The 17,018-nt window shown below is 63.7% G+C and carries 17 protein-coding genes; 8 read left to right on the forward strand and 9 right to left on the reverse strand.

Features of this window, described 5'->3' with window-relative positions:
* Positions 1-10: 10 nt before the first annotated feature.
* The 9 genes from EZ313_RS16810 to EZ313_RS16850 all read right to left on the reverse strand — a co-directional run bounded on the left by EZ313_RS16810 (position 11) and on the right by EZ313_RS16850 (position 9,192).
* Positions 11-1,219 carry an acyl-CoA dehydrogenase family protein gene (locus EZ313_RS16810; RefSeq protein ID WP_135264420.1) on the reverse strand — a complete coding sequence of 403 codons (1,209 nt, stop codon included), beginning with the start codon at positions 1,217-1,219 and terminating at the stop codon, positions 11-13.
* 356 nt (positions 1,220-1,575) lie between these two features.
* Positions 1,576-1,788, reverse strand: coding sequence for a zinc-binding dehydrogenase (locus tag EZ313_RS16815; RefSeq protein WP_240788681.1), 213 nt, complete (start codon positions 1,786-1,788; stop codon positions 1,576-1,578).
* 97 nt (positions 1,789-1,885) lie between these two features.
* Positions 1,886-2,875 carry an NADP-dependent oxidoreductase gene (locus EZ313_RS16820; RefSeq protein WP_135264422.1) on the reverse strand — a complete coding sequence of 330 codons (990 nt, stop codon included), beginning with the start codon at positions 2,873-2,875 and terminating at the stop codon, positions 1,886-1,888.
* Positions 2,876-3,054: 179 nt separating this feature from the next.
* Complete coding sequence (locus EZ313_RS16825; protein ID WP_135264423.1) at positions 3,055-4,167, reverse strand: TauD/TfdA family dioxygenase; 1,113 nt, start codon at positions 4,165-4,167, stop codon at positions 3,055-3,057.
* Between the two features lie 26 nt (positions 4,168-4,193).
* Positions 4,194-5,171 (reverse strand): Bug family tripartite tricarboxylate transporter substrate binding protein, encoded by a 978-nt coding sequence (locus EZ313_RS16830; RefSeq protein WP_135264424.1) that lies wholly within the window; start codon positions 5,169-5,171, stop codon positions 4,194-4,196.
* Between the two features lie 34 nt (positions 5,172-5,205).
* Positions 5,206-5,841, reverse strand: a complete 636-nt coding sequence (gene leuD / locus EZ313_RS16835) for a 3-isopropylmalate dehydratase small subunit (protein WP_135264425.1) — start codon at positions 5,839-5,841, stop codon at positions 5,206-5,208.
* The gene (locus EZ313_RS16840) at positions 5,838-7,229 is read right to left on the reverse strand and encodes a 3-isopropylmalate dehydratase large subunit (RefSeq protein WP_135264426.1); all 1,392 of its coding nucleotides are present in this window, start codon (positions 7,227-7,229) and stop codon (positions 5,838-5,840) included. Before EZ313_RS16840 ends, leuD begins: the two co-directional genes overlap by 4 nt.
* Before the next feature lie 57 nt (positions 7,230-7,286).
* On the reverse strand, positions 7,287-8,261 hold the full coding sequence (locus EZ313_RS16845; protein WP_135264427.1) for a tripartite tricarboxylate transporter substrate binding protein: 975 nt from the start codon (positions 8,259-8,261) through the stop codon (positions 7,287-7,289).
* A 67-nt stretch (positions 8,262-8,328) separates the two neighbouring features.
* The gene (locus EZ313_RS16850) at positions 8,329-9,192 is read right to left on the reverse strand and encodes an isocitrate lyase/PEP mutase family protein (protein WP_135264428.1); all 864 of its coding nucleotides are present in this window, start codon (positions 9,190-9,192) and stop codon (positions 8,329-8,331) included.
* 132 nt (positions 9,193-9,324) lie between these two features.
* Between EZ313_RS16850 and EZ313_RS16855 the strand changes: the two genes are divergently transcribed.
* From EZ313_RS16855 to EZ313_RS16890, 8 genes are all read left to right on the forward strand, one after another.
* Positions 9,325-10,188 carry a GntR family transcriptional regulator gene (locus tag EZ313_RS16855; protein WP_135264429.1) on the forward strand — a complete coding sequence of 288 codons (864 nt, stop codon included), beginning with the start codon at positions 9,325-9,327 and terminating at the stop codon, positions 10,186-10,188.
* Entirely contained in the window at positions 10,185-10,961 is a 777-nt protein-coding gene (locus EZ313_RS16860; RefSeq protein WP_135264430.1) for an SDR family NAD(P)-dependent oxidoreductase, read from the forward strand. The genes EZ313_RS16855 and EZ313_RS16860 overlap by 4 nt, the downstream gene beginning before the upstream one ends.
* 1,667 nt (positions 10,962-12,628) lie before the next feature.
* Complete coding sequence (locus tag EZ313_RS16865; RefSeq protein ID WP_135264431.1) at positions 12,629-12,817, forward strand: hypothetical protein; 189 nt, start codon at positions 12,629-12,631, stop codon at positions 12,815-12,817.
* A 190-nt stretch (positions 12,818-13,007) separates the two neighbouring features.
* Positions 13,008-13,919: a carboxymuconolactone decarboxylase family protein gene (locus EZ313_RS16870; protein WP_135264432.1), complete on the forward strand. Its 912-nt coding sequence runs from the start codon at positions 13,008-13,010 to the stop codon at positions 13,917-13,919.
* Positions 13,920-13,930: 11 nt separating this feature from the next.
* Positions 13,931-14,317, forward strand: a complete 387-nt coding sequence (locus EZ313_RS16875) for a cupin domain-containing protein (protein WP_135264433.1) — start codon at positions 13,931-13,933, stop codon at positions 14,315-14,317.
* 1 nt (position 14,318) lies between these two features.
* Entirely contained in the window at positions 14,319-14,684 is a 366-nt protein-coding gene (locus EZ313_RS16880) for a cupin domain-containing protein (RefSeq protein ID WP_135264434.1), read from the forward strand.
* Positions 14,685-14,703: 19 nt separating this feature from the next.
* The gene (locus EZ313_RS16885) at positions 14,704-16,386 is read left to right on the forward strand and encodes an FAD-dependent oxidoreductase (RefSeq protein WP_135264435.1); all 1,683 of its coding nucleotides are present in this window, start codon (positions 14,704-14,706) and stop codon (positions 16,384-16,386) included.
* Positions 16,383-16,967 (forward strand): SRPBCC family protein, encoded by a 585-nt coding sequence (locus tag EZ313_RS16890; RefSeq protein ID WP_135264436.1) that lies wholly within the window; start codon positions 16,383-16,385, stop codon positions 16,965-16,967. Before EZ313_RS16885 ends, EZ313_RS16890 begins: the two co-directional genes overlap by 4 nt.
* The last annotated feature ends 51 nt before the right edge of the window (positions 16,968-17,018 follow it).

A 17,018-nucleotide genomic window follows, 5' to 3' on the forward strand; every position in this document is an offset into this window, starting at 1 on the left:
CTCCCGATTCTCAAGTGCCGGACAACCCCAGCAACCGCTTGGCTATCATGTTCAGCATGATCTCGCTGGTCCCACCCTCGATGGAGGCCTTCCTGCTGTGCAGCCAGGTGCGCGCGAGAACACCCTGTTCGGACCGGTCGCTTTCCCACTCCAGCGCGTCACTGCCGCCGGCAGCCATCATCAGGTCGTTGCGCCGTTTGGCCAGTTCCGAGCCGTAGTACTTGAGCGCGGACGGGACCGCCGGGTTTGCCTCGCCGATGTCCGACTGCGCGCCGAACATCGCCAACCATGCACGGAATGCAGCCTCGTCCACCTCGAAGCGGGCAATCGCCGTGCGCAGCGCTGGTGCATCGAGCCGATTCAGGGCATCGCGGCCCACGCGTTCGACTGCAAAGCGTCCGAGTGGTGGCGGTGCTCTGCGTTCGTAGATCGAGCTGACCATCTCCCGTTCGTGCGTGAGCAGGTACTTGGCGATGGTCCAGCCGGCGTTGAGGTCGCCCACGAGGTTGGCGCGCGGCACGCGCACGTCGTCGAAGAACGTCTCGCAGAACGGGGACTTGCCGGAGATGAGCCGGATCGGCCGGGTCCGTACGCCGGGGGTGTTCATGTCGATCAGCAGGAAGCTGATGCCAGTGTGCTTCTGCGCAGCATCCGTTCGAACCAGGCAGAAGATCATGTCGCACTGATCGGCGAACGAAGTCCAGACCTTCTGTCCGTTGACGACGAAGTGATCGTCATGCACGTCGGCCCGGGTGGAGAGCGAAGCAAGGTCCGAACCGGCGCCGGGCTCCGAATACCCTTGAGCCCATCGGATTTCGCCGCGTGCAATCAGCGGCAGGTGCTCGCGCTTGTGCGCTTCGCTACCGTACTTCAGCAGCGCCGCCCCGAACATCCAGGTGCCGTTGTTCTGAAGGGGCGGGCGGCAGCCGAGCGCGGCCATCTCCTGCTGCAAAACGACAGCCTCGTCGCGCGTGAGACCGCCTCCGCCGTACTCCCGCGGCCAGGTGGGCACTGTCCATCCGCGCTCCGCCATCCGCTGCATCCACTGCTTCTGCGCCTCGCTCTGGAAGGTGAAACGGCGGCCGCCCCAGCAAATATCTGCTTCGCTCGTTGCCGGGCGTCGCATCTCAGACGGGCAATTCGCCTCCAGCCACTCGCGGGTGGTGCGGCGGAAGGCCTCCAGCTCGTCGGTGGTGTCTGTGGCGATCTCGGACTTCATTTCATGCCCCTTGATGTTGGGAGTTGCGAAGGGCATCACAAGGCAGGCATCGGTAGACAGTGTCCCGCCACGTCCCACCGACACATTGGCCCCTCTCGAATACCACGCTCGACCGGACCAAGCGCTTGTTAGGTATCTTACCGAGTTGCCGAACCTGAAGCAAGCAGCGGCACTCGTCAGACAAGGATCCGGTCCTGGCTGCTGAGCTATCTCGACAGCAGCCAGGACACCAAGCTCTCGGCGCAACGGCTCGGCGCACGACGAGACACGGACTAGATTGCTCCAGTCGCTGGGCACACAAAGGGGCATCGGGACGAGCGGCTGAGCGGCCACGCCCTCCCCCCGCGCGTTCGTAGTCAGCGGATGCGGATGCCGACTTTGCTGAAGACACCGCCTTGGCTCAGAACCTGCAAGGCGCTGGCGAGTTGCTCCAGCTCGAACACTTCGTCGATGACCGGGCGGATCCTATTGGCGACGATGGCTCGGTTCATGTCTTCGAAGTCCGCGCGGCTGCCCACCCGGATGAACGGGTGGTCGATGTCCTGACGACCTGAACGCTCTGATACCAAGTGAGGAACTGCGCTTGCAATAGCCGAGTTGCACGGGGGCCGGCGTACCCGCAGGATTGAGCCGAATAGTCAGCCTGCCATCCGCAACGGCAGGGCCTCAAAGCTTGACGACCGTCTTGCCAAAGTTGCCGCCGGTCAGCATGCGGATGAAGGCCGGCACGACACTGTCCAGACCCTCGCTCACATCCTCCTGGGCGTGGATGTCGCCGGCGCGGTACCAGGCGCCCATATCCCGCAAAAAATCGTCGCGTCGATTCAAATGGTCGCCCATGATGAAGCCGCGCACCGTGAGCCGCTTTGCCAAGATCCCGAACCAGCCGGGGCCGGCTTGCCGCCCCTCGTTGTACTCCGCTATCAATCCGCAGACCACGATTCGCCCGCCTTGGTTCATCAAGGGCCAGACCGCATCTCGCACTGACCCGCCCACGTTCTCGAAGTACACATGCACGCCGTCAGGGCAGGCTGCCTTCAGGCGGAACGCAAAATCAGGATTGCGGTAATCGATGCCAGCGTCGAAGCCGAGTGTTTCGACTACGTGGTGCGCCTTGGCTTCGCCCCCTGCAATTCCGACGACGCGGCATCCCTTCAGTCGCGCGATCTGCCCCACCATCGCCCCCACACCGCCACTCGCAGCCGACACGACCACCGTCTCGCCTTCGCGCGGCTTGCCGAGGTCGAGTAATCCCACATACGCGGTCATGCCAGAAGTGCCAAGCGCACCAAGCCATACGCTGGGCGGCGCGACCTCCGGATCGACCTTGACCAGGTCTGAAGCGGCGGCGACTGAATACTGCTGCCATCCGCCGCGCACGGACATCACGGTGTCGCCTTCGCGGAGGCTGGGGGCGTGCGACTTCACCACCTCACCGACTGCCTGGCCATACACGACGTCGCCCAAAGCCAAGGGCTGCGCGTACGAAGACTCCTCGCTCATGCGCAGTCGCGCGGATGGCGCCAACCCGAGGAACGTGTGACGGATGAGCACCTGCCCGTCGCCGGGTTCGTCGAGCGGAGTCTCCACAACGCGGAAATTCTCCTGGCACGGAACTCCGTCCGGACGTGACGTCAATACGATCTGACGGTTCATGTGCGTCTCCTTGTTGCAGTGCTCGGCGAGCTTCTGGCGCGCATGGAAGCTTTCGTGGAAGCGAAGCCGCCCTGTCCGTATCACGGAACACTCGGACGGTTGCTTCCGTGCAGGATTTCGCGAAGCTCCCGGCCGCACCAAGCCCGAGTTCTGATCTCGGAGCGAGCCCGCGCCGCCACTCAGGGCCGTAGTGCCGGGTCGAAGTGCATGCCGAGATCGCGCGCCTGGCGCGCATCGAAGGCGACGCATTTTTCGTCATAGGCCAAGCCATGAATGCCGCCGCGCACCATCCCTGCCGCGGTCGCGCCATAGAACTCAGACCACATCGGCGGCAGGACCGGGCCGTCCGGCGTGGAAATCCACAACCGGTACAGCGTCCGCTTCTTCGCCGGGTCCGCGTCGTCCTGGAATTCGGTGCGCGAGTGCAACGCCGTATGGTTGCTCAGAATCTGCAGGTCTCCCGGTTCGAGCCGCATGCAGTACATCACGTCGGGCCGGCGCAGGATGTCATCCAGGAGGTCAGTGGCTTCGCGCTGCTTGTCCGTCAGCTTCGGCACGCCGGGCAGCTTCTGCGCCTGCTCTACTCGGTTTCGGTTCCAGAAGCAGAACACGTTGCCCGCGTGCTCGCCGTACACCGGCAGCACCATCACTGGCGACTTGCCCTCGGCTTGCTCTGACTGTCGGCTGTAGTAGAACGGCTCGAACAGCACCGACGCGAGGTCCGGCCGTTCCTGGCGCATCTGCTGTAGCGCGGTCAGCGCGCTGCTGCACATGCTGTCGCCGCCCACCGGTGCCTGGTTGTAGCAACTCAGGAGCACGACGTCGCTTCCGTCCACATGGAAATCCAGTTCCGCATTGGACGAGTAGCCTCGGCCGCCCGCGCTCCGATAGACGGTGCCAACGTCCATCACCTTGTTCATGTAGCGGCTCTGCTTGTCCTGCGGCCGCGCCACTCCGAAATGCAGACCGATGGCCCAGGTGAGAAGCTCAAACTGCTCGGGCGACAGGCCCTCGCGCGGCAATCCCTTCAGGAGGGCCACACCGCGGCCGTGCTGCGCTTCGTCGAACGTACGCCGGATGTGGGCCAGCGTCGTGGCTGCGAACGAGAAATCGCTGCGCCGGTACTCCAGAAGAGACTTGCCGGGAACGTGGCTGGCCTGGAGGACACGCAGCATGTCCATCGTGTCGGCGCCTTCGAGCCGAGTGATCCAGCTCGTGTCGCGTTCAAGGTCGGCGGGACGCCACGCCGCTTTTGGGTGCACGGCGGCCGGAGAGAAAGTAGTGGTGGTCATCGAAATTCCTTGGTCACCGGACAGCGTTACTTATCCAGTGGAAAGCGGGCCGCAAGACCATCCATGCGCTCGATCTCCTTACGGGTGATCGAGGCCGACTCGGCGGAGGACGTTTCCAGGACCTCTGCACCGAGAGTCGAGAAAGTCTTCGTAGCAGCCTCGCCCTTGACAGCCCGGGCCGTTGCCGCAGCCACCGCATCAACCACGTTCTGCGGCGTTCCCTTCGGTGCAAACAGGCCGTACCAGGTGACCTGGTCCAGACTACGTAACCCGGCTTCGGCGGTGGACGGGACCTCGGGAGTAACCGAAGTTCGCTTGTTTCCGAGAGTCGCCAGAACCTTGAGTGCGCCGCTCTTGTAGTGCGGCATGGCGGCAGTGATACCCATGATCGCCATGTCCACGTTTCCAGCAACCAGATCGGTGATCACCTGACCGCCACCCTTGTAGTTCACAACAATCAGGTTGTGCAACCCCTCATCCGCACGGAGCATCTGTGCGTGCAGGCGGGCCACACTCTCGGTGGTAGCGAAGGAGCACGGCTTCGCAGCCGTCTTGCAGTGACGAATCACCTCCGCAAGCGTTTTGCCGGGCAATTTCGGATTGGCCACGAAGACGCCGGGAATCTGAGAGAAGACGGAGACCGGAACCAGCTGCGGCATGGGGTCGAAACCGTTGGCCGAGGGGAGATGCTTTGCCAGGGTAACTGCGTACGTTTGGAGCAGCAGGGTCTGGCCGTCCGGCTTCGCACCGATCACCTTGCGCGTGCCGATCAGACCGTCCGCGCCAGGCACGTTCTCAATAATCACCGGCTGGCCCCAGATGCTCGAGAGCTCCTTGCCTACAGCGCGACCCAGGGCATCCGTGCCGCCTCCGGGGCTGTAAGGCACGACGATCGTCACGGGGCCGTCGGGCTTCCACGTTTGCTGTGAGAAAGCGGGAACTGCCGCCAGTGCGAGGGAAGGCAGGATGAGCGCGACGGCGCGACGCTTGATGAGTTGGATCACTGTTTCTCTCCTTTGAACGTGAGAGGGTCCGAGCTCAGGCCCGGGAGGGACGGGGTGCCGGGTGCGACAGCCAGGCCCAGGGTCTGTGATCCTGGTCCTCATGTTGCCAAGCCCGGATGCTTTCATCGTCGCGCAGGGTCAGCTGAATCTCGTCCAGACCGAGCAGCAGCGCTTCGCGCTTCTGGGCGTCGATTTCAAACGGGATAACCTCTCCGCTGGGCGAACTGATCGTGCACTGCTGGAGGTCCACCGTGAACGGGGCACCAGCGGCAGCGGCCGTCGCGATTGCCTGGACGCGTCCGAGCGGCAGCCGGATGGGCAGCAAGCCGTTCTGGAAGCAGTTGCTGAAGAAAATGTCGCCGAAGCTGGGCGCGATCACGCAGCGGATGCCGCGGCCCATGAGAGCCCAGACGGCCGCTTCCCGGGATGAGCCGCAACCGAAGTTCGCGCCGGCCAGCAGGATGGGCGCGCTGCGGAAGGGGGGCTGGTTCAGGATGAACGCCGGATCTTCCGAGCCGTCGGGCCGCAAGCGCAGTGCCTCCAGGGCGTACGGGCCGAGCTGGTCGCGGTCGAGCGCGGCCAGGCGTTCGACCCGGATGATCACGTCCGTGTCAACGTTGTCCCTCGGAAGAGGCGCGGCCGGGCCGGTGACGCGTGTGAACGGGCTCATGGCAGGGTCCTCGGGTCGGCGATGCGGCCGGCGATCGCTGCCGCGGCAGCGGTCGCCGGGCTGGCGAGGTGCGTGCGCGCGCCGGGCCCCTGGCGTCCCACGAAGTTGCGGTTCGAGGTCGAGACGCAGCGCTTGCCCGGCGGCACCTGCTCGCCGTTCGCGGCGACGCACATGCTGCAGCCCGGCTCGCGCCACTGGAAGCCCGCATCGGTGAACACTTGGCGCAGGCCTTCTGCCTCGGCGGCGCGCTTCACGGATTCCGAGCCGGGGACCACCCATGCGGTCACTCCCGGCGCGACATGCCGGCCGCGCGCGACGAGCGCTGCAGCACGCAGGTCCGACAGGCGCGAATTCGCGCAGGAGCCGATGAACACCCAATCCACAGGCGTGCCGGCGATCGGCGTGCCGGCATGCAACCCCATGTACTCGAGGCCTGCCTGCGCATCCGGCGCAGCTGCGGCAGCAGCCGCGGGAACGCGGCCCGTCACGGGAACGGCGTCCTGTGGACTCGTGCCCCACGTCACCATGGGCGCCACATCGCGGGCATCGAAGACTTCTTCCCGCGCGAAGACCGCATCCGCATCCGTGTGCAAGGTGCGCCAGTAGCTCGCCGCCGCTTCGAATGTCTCGCCCTGCGGCGCCTTCGGCCGACCGCGGACCCAGGCGAGGGTGCGCTCGTCCGGCGCCACGATGCCGAAGCGCGCTCCCAGCTCCACCGCGAGATTGCAGAGCGTCAGGCGCTCCTCGACGTCGAGCGCTTCGACCGCGGTGCCCGCAAATTCGATCGCGTACCCGGTGCCGGCCGCGGCGCCCAAACGCGAGATGAGGTGGAGCGCGAGATCCTTGGCAGTCACCCCAGGTGCGAGCCGACCCTCGCAGCGGATCCGCATCTGCGCCGGCTTCTTCAGGCGAACGGTTTGCGTCGCGAGCACGTGCACGCTCTCGGACGTGCCGATCCCAAACGCCAGCGCACCGATGCCGCCGTTCGTGCACGTGTGGCTGTCGGTGCAGACCACCGACAGGCCCGGCAGCGCGATGCCCTGCTCCGGCGCCATCACGTGCACGATCCCGTGCCCCGGTTCGCCGATGTCGAAGAACTGCACGCCGGCGGTTTGCGCACCGCTGCGCAATGCTTCGTGCAGTTTCCCGCCGAGCGGAAACGTGGTGCTGACGCGGCCCGGTGTGCTTGCAACGGCGTGGTCCGGCGTGGCGAAGGTGAGCTCCGGGTTGTGCACCTTCAGCCCACGTTTCGCCAATTCCACGAAAACGGGACCGCCACCGAGGTCATGCATCAGGTGCCGATCGACGTGGAGCAGCGCCCAGTCATCGCCGAACTCGCGTACCACGTGCGCGGTCCAGAGCTTGTCGAACAGTGTTTGCGCGCTCATATCAACTGAGTGTGGCGAGCTTGAACATCGAACTTTGCAGTCATTTGTGGCGACCCGTTACTCGGTCAGCGGAAAACGCTTTGCAAGAGCATCCATCCGTTCGATCTCCCTGCGCACCATCGAGGCGGACTCAGAAGGAGAGGCGTCCAGAACGTCGGCACCTAGCGTCGAGAACGTCCTGGCCGCAGTCTCACCCTTGATGGCTTGCGAGGTTGCAGCGGCCAGAGCATCCACCACGGTCTGGGGCGTTCCCTTCGGCGCAAACAGCCCGAACCAAGTGACCTGATCCAGGGCGGGAAACCCGGCTTCGACGGTCGATGGCACTTCAGGTGTCGCCGACGTTCTCTTGCTCCCGAGAGTCGCCAGCACCTTGACTCCGCCGCTCTTGTAGTGGGGCAGCGCAGCAGTGACACCCATGATCGCAAGGTCAACGTTGCCCGCTACGAGATCGGTGATCACTTGACCGCTGCCCTTGTAGTTCACAACCACCAAGTCAAGTCCCATGTCTGCCCGCATCATCTGGGCCTGCAGGCGAGCGACGGTTTCTGTCGTACCGAAGGAGCACTGCTTCGCAGCAGTCTTGCAGTGGCGAATGACCTCTGCAAGCGTCTTGCCGGGCAGTTTCGGATTGGCGACGAACACGCCGGGGCTCTGTGAAAACACGGACACCGGAATGAGCTGCGGCATCGGATCGAACCCTTTAGCTGCCGGGAGATGCTTCGATAGGGTGACTGCGTACGTCTGGACCAGCAAGGTTTGGCCGTCCGGCTTTGCGGCAATCACCTTTCGCGTACCGATGAGACCGTCTGCACCGGGCGCGTTTTCGACAATCACCGACTGCCCCCAGATGCTGGAGAGCTCCCTGGCCACGGCGCGTGCCTGGACGTCCGTACCACCTCCCGGGCTGTACGGCACGACGATCGTCACTGGGCCGGTAGGCTTCCAAACTGGCTGCGCAATTGCGGGCACCCCGATGAGTGCAAGGGTGGGCAGCAAAAGCGCGAGGACTCGATGGCGAATGGATTCGAACACTGTTTGTCTCTTTCAAATTGTTAGAGGGCAGAGCCCTGCCCTAGGGAGCAGGCGTTGATCGGTAATGTCAGCTGCGCGCGCCCGCGTTGAAGCGTTCACGCAAGTCGTTCCACTCGTCGGAGCCGAAGCGCTGAAACAGTTCGCCGACTGTCATGCCTGCGTCGGGCGGCAGCCCCGTCGAGCGCAGTTGCGCGAGTGCCGCTTCCCCGGCTTTCACGGCCGCCATCAACATGAGCCCGGGCACGATGGCGAGCTTGTATCCCATCTCTTCCGCTCGTTCCATGCTGATGGCGGGCGTCTTGCCGCCCTGGACAACGTTCAGCAGACACGGGCCCTGGATCTGCGTGGGGATGGCAGCGAGTTCCTCCAGGGACTGCGCGGCTTCCACGAACGCGATGTCCGCTCCAGCGCGAAGCGCGGCATTCGCGCGCCAGATTGCCTCATCCAGGCCAAGCGTTGCCCGCGAATCGGTGCGCGCGATGATGACGAAGTCAGCCGAGCGCCGAGCTTCCGTGGCGGCGCGGATCTTGGAAACGAACTCCTCTCGCGGAATCACGACCTTGCCGTCGAGGTGCCCGCAGCGCTTCGGCGACTCCTGGTCCTCGATGTGGATTGCCGCCACGCCACGCGCTTCATAGGCTCTGACCGTGCGCGTGACGTTCAGCTCGTTGCCGTAGCCGGTGTCGGCATCCGCGATCAGCGGCACTTCCACCGCCGCTGCCATCCGGGCGGCGTTTTCCACCATTTCACTCATGGAGAGCAGACCGAAGTCGGGGAAGCCGCATGCGGCCGAGGTTCCGGCGCCGGTCATGTAGACGGCGCCGAACCCAGCCTGGGCGATCAGCCGCGCGCCGACGGCGTCGTAGGCGCCCGGAGCGACGAGCATCCGGCGCGAGGCAAGCTGCTGGCGCAGCGAGGCAGATGGACTCACGGGAGTTCTCTTGCTGAAGTTGTACTGTTGTTATAGTATTATTAACTCCCGTCGGAGTCAAGGGCGAGATCCGCAGGTTCGGAATGCCCTCGCTAAGCTTGATCGCTGCTCAGATGCCACCTGCACCTCAACATGAACCAGTTCATTTCCTCCCGCGAGACAGCCGTGGCCCGTTCCGCCGGAATGGCGCTCCATCGCCAGTTGTTCATGGTGCTGCGCGACGAGATCGCTCGCGGGGTGTATGCGGACGCCGGTGCGCTCCCAAAAGAAGAAGACCTCTGCGCGCGCTTCGGGGTCTCGCGCATCACGGTTCGCCGGGCACTCGCTGACCTGGCGGTACTCGGGCTGGTAGAGCGGCGCCACGGTCGAGGCACCTACGTCACAGGCGGCCCACAGCAGGTGCGCTCGATGCCCACCCTAGGTGTGCTGGATTCGCTGCGCAAGGTGGCAGTCGAAACGGAGGTTCGCGTGCTGCACACCCAGCGTGTCGCTCCCTTTCCGGACATTGCAGCGCTGCTGCGCCTGGCAGCTGGCGAGCCCGCCTTGCATGTCTTCCGGGTGCGAAGCTCCAACGGGGTGCCGATCATGTTCACCGAGGCCTGGGTGCCCGGCAGCGTGGGCAAGCGGATCACTCCTGCTGCGATGCGCAAGGGGGCACTGTACGAAATCATGCAAGACCTCGGCGTGCAGTTCGGCCGCGTTGTTCAGGAGATCTCCGCCCAGGCGGCGAGCCCTGACGTGGCCGCGCACCTGCAGGTAGAGCTTGGCGCGCCACTGATCAAGCTGGTACGCCTCATGCACGACCGGGACGCGCGCCCCGTCCAACATCTGACCGCCCTGTTGTCGCCCGAACGCAGCCGGATCCTGATGGACATCCCGGGCGACAAGATCAACACGCTGGACGCGGGCCGAATCGTGCATGACAGCCCCGCCGGACCCGGCAAAGACCCCCTACGTACGGGTACCCGGACTCCATCGGAAGGACTGAAGAAATGAGCATCCAGGAACAATTGTTCAGCCTCTCCGGGAAGACGGCCTTCATCTCGGGCGCGTCGAGCGGTATCGGCCAGCACACGGCTCGGACGCTGGCCAGGGCGGGAGCGCGGGTGGTGCTCGCCGCCCGCCGCGAAGACAAGCTCGCGCATGCCGTTGAAGGCATGCGTGGTGAGGGCTTGGCCGCATGGCCCGTGGCGCTCGACGTCACACAGCCGGCGAGCATCCTTCAGGCGTGGGGCAAGGCTGAACAGCTCCTCGGCAGCCCTATAGACGTCCTGTTCAACTGCGCAGGCATCATCTACGTGGAGCGATTCCTGCTGCAGGACGCCGAGGAAGTGCAACGCGTGTTCGACACGAACCTGAAGGGCGCGTTCCTGCTTGCACAAGAGGCTGCGAAGCACATGGCGCAACGTGGGTCGGGCTCGATCATCAATGTCGCGTCGACGTCGGGCTTGCGCGCGGCGGGTCGGCTGGCAAGCTATGGCGCGAGCAAGGCGGGGCTCCTGCATCTCACCTCGATCATGGCGCTCGAACTCGCATCCAAGGGCGTCCGCGTGAACGCACTGGCACCTGGAAACATCGAGACGGACATGCACGATCAGTTCGAAGACGCCGGCTTGGCTGAGCACATCCGGCAACGCATTCCGCAGCGGCGCTTCGGCGACATGGGTGACCTGGACGGAGCGAGCCTGCTGCTCGCAGCGGACGCGGGTCGGTACATCACCGGCGCCGTGATTCCGGTCGACGGGGGCCAGCTTCTCACCTGGATGTGACCCGCACTTCAGCCGTCGGCGGCCGCAGCGTGATGCAGTACGTTCGCCGTGAATCTCGGACTCTCACCGACGGACTCGCAATGCGTAGGTCTTGGCTCAGGAGCTTCGACGCGGCCACCTTAGGGGAACAGCTCGGGGAACGCTCCGGTGCTCCCTACCCTGCACACATCGCCCGTCGGAGATGCAGGTGCGTCCAATTCGTTCCACCACGGACAGTTCGAACCAGGGCTAGTGCCTCGTCGTCTCGGAAGGCTGGAGCGGTTCGCTCCGAGCCGGGGCAAGGGCGCGGTGCCCCGAGTGCCCCGCAGGGCTGCGCGCGCTCGTCAGCTCAATCAGGCGTGCTCGGCAGAGGTAAGTACCAGCTCGCAAGTCCAGTCGCCAACGTAAGAACGGCCGCCTGATCTCTTGAGTCCAGTTGCCGGAAGCACTCCAACAAGCGTGCCTTCGCGGTCGTCCGCCGCCCGCTCCGCAGGTTGTAGAAATCGCCGCTCGCGCCTGCCGAGCCAACTCGACGAAAACGGGACCGCCGCCGAGGTCATGCGTCAGGTGCCGATCTCAATTGCGCGGGCATCATCTACGTCGAGCGCTTCCTCTCGCAGAACCCCGAGCAAGTGCAGCGCGTGTTCGACACGAATTTGAAGGGTTCCTTTCTGCTGGCGCAAGAGGCCGCAAGGCACCCCGGCGCAGCGACCTCAAGGATTACACCAGGGGCTTCGAGGCCTTGCCGCCGTATGCTGAAGCACTCATCGGAGTGTTGATGGAACACCGCTCATATGGAGTCCGTGCCCCAGGTATACGTTGACAGCCGGAAGACCCACTCAAATGCCTCTCCCCACGATTAATGGACACCACTTGAACTATTCCGCTGCGGCAGCCTCACCAAGCAGGCAGTCCTTGTGACTGGATACACCAAATGGCCTCTGCTCCGCCGGGTAGCCGAACACTTCCGTCCTGCGTGCGACGCTCTTACGTAGGCGGTGCTCGAAGATCCGGTGCGCTGGCTGTCGCACGAATCGCTGGCGGGATGGCCAGTCCTTGCAGGCTCCAGAAGCACTCCACCCCATGTCGTGTCCGCGGTCTCAAGGCAGCGTCGGCGAAGGCAGATGTCGAGATGACGCCGCAGTAGAGACAATCAGATCCAGCCTGGAGACGGCGGAGAGCTAAGGCGCGCTAACCTCAATTTGGTCCCCCGTACGGGTGCGGCAGGAACCACCGTTCAGATCCCTCGACGTGACCTTCGGGAAACCAGGAGCGTCGCCTAAACGCGCAGAAGCTTCGGCCCGCCGTACGCGCCGGGGGTCCGGAAAGAGCACGCGGACCGTGCGCTCCGGGTCGAGCTTGAACCCCTCCGCGCAGGTCGATGCGACAGCGCGTCGAGCGCGATCGTCCGCTTCAGGTCGCGTCCATGGAACAGGTTGCCCGCGATGAGATCCGGCCAGTCGGTGAGGATGCGCCGCCCTGCACGGCGCCACCGACATTGTCGCGACACGTTGGTGAAGACGCGCGCGTACTTACCTGAGCAGTGGCTCCGATTCTCTAAAAAGCTTTTCCGGATTTTTAAGTGGATTCCGTGAAGCTGCCAAGGGTGCAGAAATGTCAACGGCGGCGAGCGTCGCTTGCGACGAACGCACGACGCGGTGGGCAGCGCGAATGGACGCATACGACCCATGCCGGCCGCGTGGAAACGCTTGCCGCGCGCGCCCGAGCTGGTGGAGGCCTGGAATCGGATGCAGCGCTCGGTGCGGCAGGCTCTCGAGGGCCAGCGCAGCGGCACCCGCGAGGCGTACCTGCTGGACCACTATGGAACTACGGCGGCCGCGATGGTCGCGCATCACCTGAGCATGCCCCGCATGTGAGCTGTCTAAATTGCTCGGGCCCCCGCCGTGTGCGCGACCGAGAGGTCCGCAGCGACGCCCCATCGAAATTGGTTATAGCAGGTGGGGGCACTTGATATTGGCAGCGTGCAGCTTACGCGCCTACAGTCCCTGACGTCCAAGCCGTGCGAATGCACCGCCCGGCTTATCACATCGCAGGAAGGCGGACACAATGGCAGTCGTTAAACCAAAGACCGAAATGGTGGCGCAAGGTCATCATGTTCACAGCCTCTATGTGGGCGAATTCGACCCAGATTTCATCAACAACCCGCATGTCACATCTCGGAGCATGCACAACGAGGGCTTCAGTCCCGAATTCTTGGACGAGGCGCTTGAGCAGGTGCAGTACCCGTTGTTTGGGAGGTGGGGCCTGATCGGGGAAAAGGGGGGCAACGACATCTACGCAGATCGCTGCAGTGTGTACATCTTCGGCCAGTACTACGGACGTGACGGGCTGGACCTGAAGACGCGCGGCCTTCTGGTCGTTTCCGCATTGGGCGTGCTGATGCGCGAAGGTGTGCTGCCTACATGGACGAATGCGTGCCGCAATCTCGGATGGTCGGAAGACCAACTCAAAGAACTTGGTGCAGTCATCTCCCATGTGGGCGGTTTCCCCGTATCGCGCGGTTCCTTGATGATGATGGACGAAGTCTTCGAGAAGCGACGCAACATCACTGGCGAGCAGGCAGGCACCGGACCTAGCCGCGAAACGCGCCGCGACCTTTACGTTGAAGCCTGCAAGATGGCAGAGACCCTGTTTGGTAATCCTGACGGGGACTTCGATGATATCTCCTTGCCGAAGGGAGACAACTTCCGAAAGCAGATGGTAACGTGGGTATTCGGCTACCTCTTCACGGAGCGCAACTTAATCCCGCTGCGTGCGAAGGTGCTGTCCGTCATCGTCATGAGCACGGTGATCGGCCGAATCAAGATGGCCCGGCGCTGGATGGGCGCTGCCAAGCGAATCGGCCTCTCTCGCGTTGAGGTGCAGGAAAGTATCCTCACCACAGCACTTTACGGCGGCTGGCCCGCCGCGAACGAGGCGCTCGAGGCGCTTGCCGCAGAGTGGCCCACGCAAGCTTGACAGGAGCCTCCATGAAACTTCAAACGACCATCAAACATGCGCCCAGGGACGGAACGGGCTTCGACCGCGGCCTGCGCGAATTCTTCGAATACCGTGATACGGGAGTCAACGACGCCACTGGCGGGATGTTCGGAGCGCATGTGATCCGTGCGATCCCAGGCAAGGAAGCGAAGCCTACCTGGCACACCCATACGGTCGGTTTCCAACTCTTTTACGTGCTGAAAGGCTGGGTCGAGTTCGAGTACGAAGACATCGGCAAGGTCATGCTGGAAGCCGGCGATTCCGCATTCCAGCCACCGGGCGTGAAGCATCGGGAAATCCGCCACAGCGACGACCTCGAGGTGCTGGAGATCGTGTCGCCCGCAGGGTTCGGAACGGCCGTCGTAGACGAGCTCTGACATGGCGACGATGTACAACTGGAACGAGATGCCGCGCGAAGTGGTGCGGCAGGGCGTGGAGCGCTGCGGTTTTCGCGGCGAGGACAGCATCCTCGTGATGAACTGGCTCTCTCCGGGGCTTGATGTGCGACCGCACCAGCACGAGTTCGAGCAACTGGTCGTCTGCGTACAAGGTAGATTCAACTACCACGTGGGCAATGAAGTGTTCTACATGACGCCAGGATGCATGCTGCGTGTTCCACCGCGTGTGGTGCACTACGTGGAACCGGTGGGCGACGAGGTCGCGCTCAATCTGGACGTTTTTGCGCCGATGCGAGACGACTACAAGCACTTGGTGGAGCACCAGGCTGCGGATTTCAAATCGTGATTTACCTACTGGATTGAGCATGAGCGACCGCGCTGTTACGGGGCACCCGCCCGCGGATCAGGAGACGGATGTCATAGTCGTCGGATCGGGGGCTGCGGGAATGACGGCAGCGATCCTTGCGCACGACAATGGTGCCGAGGTCGTGATCATCGAGCGTACGAATAAGGTGGGCGGCACGACCGCCGTTTCCGGAGGCGGCATCTGGATCCCCGTGAATCACCGGATGGGTGCGCTCGGGTTTTCCGACTCGCGCGCGGAAGCCCTGACCTACCTCAATCAACTGGTCATGGGAACTACCGACCCGAAGATGCTTGAGACCTTCGTCGACACGGCCACGACGATGATCAAGTATCTTGAGGCCCATACACCGCTCGTGTTCGACGCTATGACGGCAACCGACTACCAGCCTGAGTTGCCTGGGGGCAAGTTCGGCGGCAGGTCTATGGAGCCCCAGCCTTTCGACACCAACTTGCTCGGGGAGTGGAAGACGCGCCTGCGACCGCCGAGTTCTTTCTCGTTTCCGCTAACACGGCAAGAAGCTTTCGGCGAATACGACGCTTTCTATCGGCCGTGGCTTGTGCCGCAGGATCTGGCCGCCGATCGCATGATGAAGGGCATCGTCACGATTGGCCAGGCACTGGCGGCCGGGCTCCTCAAGGCCGTGCTGGATCGCGGCATTCCGATCTTGCTCGAATCTCGGGTACGCAAGTTGCTGATGGAGGGCGATCGGGTCGTTGGAGTGGAGGGCGAGCAGGCCGCGGGCGGTAAGATGAGCGTGCGTGCCCGCGCAGCCGTCATCCTCGCGAGCGCCGGGTTCGAGTGGAATCCACGCTTGCAGGCGCAATTCCTGCCGTCACCCATCGAGAGCCCGAATTCCCCCCCCTTCAATGAGGGCGACGGCCTTTTGATGGCAATGGAGGTGGGCGCAGACCTCGCGAACATGGCGGAGATCTGGCATTACCCCTCGTTGATGATTCCGGGCGAGACCTACGAGGGAAGGCCGCTCAGCCGCCCCACGCTCGCGGAACGAAACGGGCCGCATGTCATTTGGGTCAACGCGGGCGGACGGCGCTTCGCGAACGAGGCCGCAAATTACAACTCATTGGGCCGCGTGTTCCGCGAAATCCGAACAGATGGTCCAGTGTTCCAGAACCTGCCCGCCTGGGCAGTGATGGACAGCCAGTACCGCGCCCAATACGTGCTAGGCACCACCATGCCGGAAGATCGCGATCCTCCGTGGCTGATCAAAGCCGACTCCATAGAGGAACTCGCGCAGAAGACCGGCATAGACAGCAAGCAGTTGCTGGCGACTGTGGAGCAGTGGAACGCTGACGTGCGCGGCGGAAGGGACTCTAAGTTCCAGAAAGGTATGAGCCGCTACGACCAGTCGCAGGGCGACAAGGAGGCGACGTTTCCCAACCTCGGAACCATCGAGAAGGCGCCTTTTTATGCCGTGCAGATCCACATCGGCGCACTCGGCACAAAAGGCGGTCCGCGCACCAACACGCGCGCACAAGTGCTTCATGTTCGCGGCCAGGCAATCGACGGCCTGTACGCGGTGGGCAACGTGGCAGCGAGCATTATGGGACCCGGCTATCCCGGTCGCGGTGCCACGTTGGGACCTGGGATGACATTCGGCTACATCGCCGGTATCGAGGCGGCCAGAGAGGCGAAGCGGCTCGCCCCGAAGGTCCAACGATGATTTCCGCGCAACGCGAGGTCATTGTCCGCACCCCGGCGACGGAAGTATGGGACTTCGTGAAGGAGGTCGGCAATTGGGCCGCCCAGATGCCCGGCTATGTCAGGCATGAAGAAAGCGGCTCGGACGACTCGCTGTGGACGCTAGACATTCAGATGGGCCCTTTCTCTCGCCCCGTCGAGCTGGCGGTGCATGTCGCGCGATGGCTGCCGGGCGAAGGTGCGGACTTTACGCTAAAGGCTACCTACGAGCCATTCCACGGCGAAGGTTCGTTCCGTCTATCGCCAGCGCTCGGGGGAACGACGATGCGCATGATCCTCAGCGCCGAGGTCACAGGGTCCATGAGCAAAATGTTGACTGCGATGGCCGTGCCTGTCCTCGAGCGGATCGCCAACGATTTTTCGCAGAACCTTCAATCTGCGCTGGGGGGGCCGCCGGAGGCTGCGTCGTCCACTGCGGAGACCGCCACCGCAACCGATGATGCTGTGCGTAACGATCCTCCGGTGGGAATGGCTGCATGGCTCCGTAGGTGGGTCACGGGCATTTTTCGCCGTCGATCCGATGGCCGCACCTTCCGGGGATGAATCGAACAAACTCAAGAGACGTGACCGAGGAACCGAATGAAAGCCGCCCTC

The sequence above is a fragment of the Ramlibacter henchirensis genome (assembly GCF_004682015.1).
Lineage (GTDB): Bacteria > Pseudomonadota > Gammaproteobacteria > Burkholderiales > Burkholderiaceae_C > Ramlibacter > Ramlibacter henchirensis.

What these genes read in the sequence shown, in the direction of transcription:
- EZ313_RS16885 (WP_135264435.1), top strand. Translation starts at nt 14,704, where the DNA reads ATGAGCGACCGCGCTGTTACGGGGCACCCGCCCGCGGATCAGGAGACG.
- EZ313_RS16825 (WP_135264423.1), bottom strand. Translation starts at nt 4,167, where the DNA reads ATGACCACCACTACTTTCTCTCCGGCCGCCGTGCACCCAAAAGCGGCG.
- EZ313_RS16820 (WP_135264422.1), bottom strand. Translation starts at nt 2,875, where the DNA reads ATGAACCGTCAGATCGTATTGACGTCACGTCCGGACGGAGTTCCGTGC.
- EZ313_RS16880 (WP_135264434.1), top strand. Translation starts at nt 14,319, where the DNA reads ATGGCGACGATGTACAACTGGAACGAGATGCCGCGCGAAGTGGTGCGG.
- EZ313_RS16865 (WP_135264431.1), top strand. Translation starts at nt 12,629, where the DNA reads ATGCCGGCCGCGTGGAAACGCTTGCCGCGCGCGCCCGAGCTGGTGGAG.
- EZ313_RS16810 (WP_135264420.1), bottom strand. Translation starts at nt 1,219, where the DNA reads ATGAAGTCCGAGATCGCCACAGACACCACCGACGAGCTGGAGGCCTTC.
- leuD (WP_135264425.1), bottom strand. Translation starts at nt 5,841, where the DNA reads ATGAGCCCGTTCACACGCGTCACCGGCCCGGCCGCGCCTCTTCCGAGG.
- EZ313_RS16890 (WP_135264436.1), top strand. Translation starts at nt 16,383, where the DNA reads ATGATTTCCGCGCAACGCGAGGTCATTGTCCGCACCCCGGCGACGGAA.
- EZ313_RS16840 (WP_135264426.1), bottom strand. Translation starts at nt 7,229, where the DNA reads ATGAGCGCGCAAACACTGTTCGACAAGCTCTGGACCGCGCACGTGGTA.
- EZ313_RS16860 (WP_135264430.1), top strand. Translation starts at nt 10,185, where the DNA reads ATGAGCATCCAGGAACAATTGTTCAGCCTCTCCGGGAAGACGGCCTTC.
- EZ313_RS16870 (WP_135264432.1), top strand. Translation starts at nt 13,008, where the DNA reads ATGGCAGTCGTTAAACCAAAGACCGAAATGGTGGCGCAAGGTCATCAT.
- EZ313_RS16875 (WP_135264433.1), top strand. Translation starts at nt 13,931, where the DNA reads ATGAAACTTCAAACGACCATCAAACATGCGCCCAGGGACGGAACGGGC.
- EZ313_RS16855 (WP_135264429.1), top strand. Translation starts at nt 9,325, where the DNA reads ATGAACCAGTTCATTTCCTCCCGCGAGACAGCCGTGGCCCGTTCCGCC.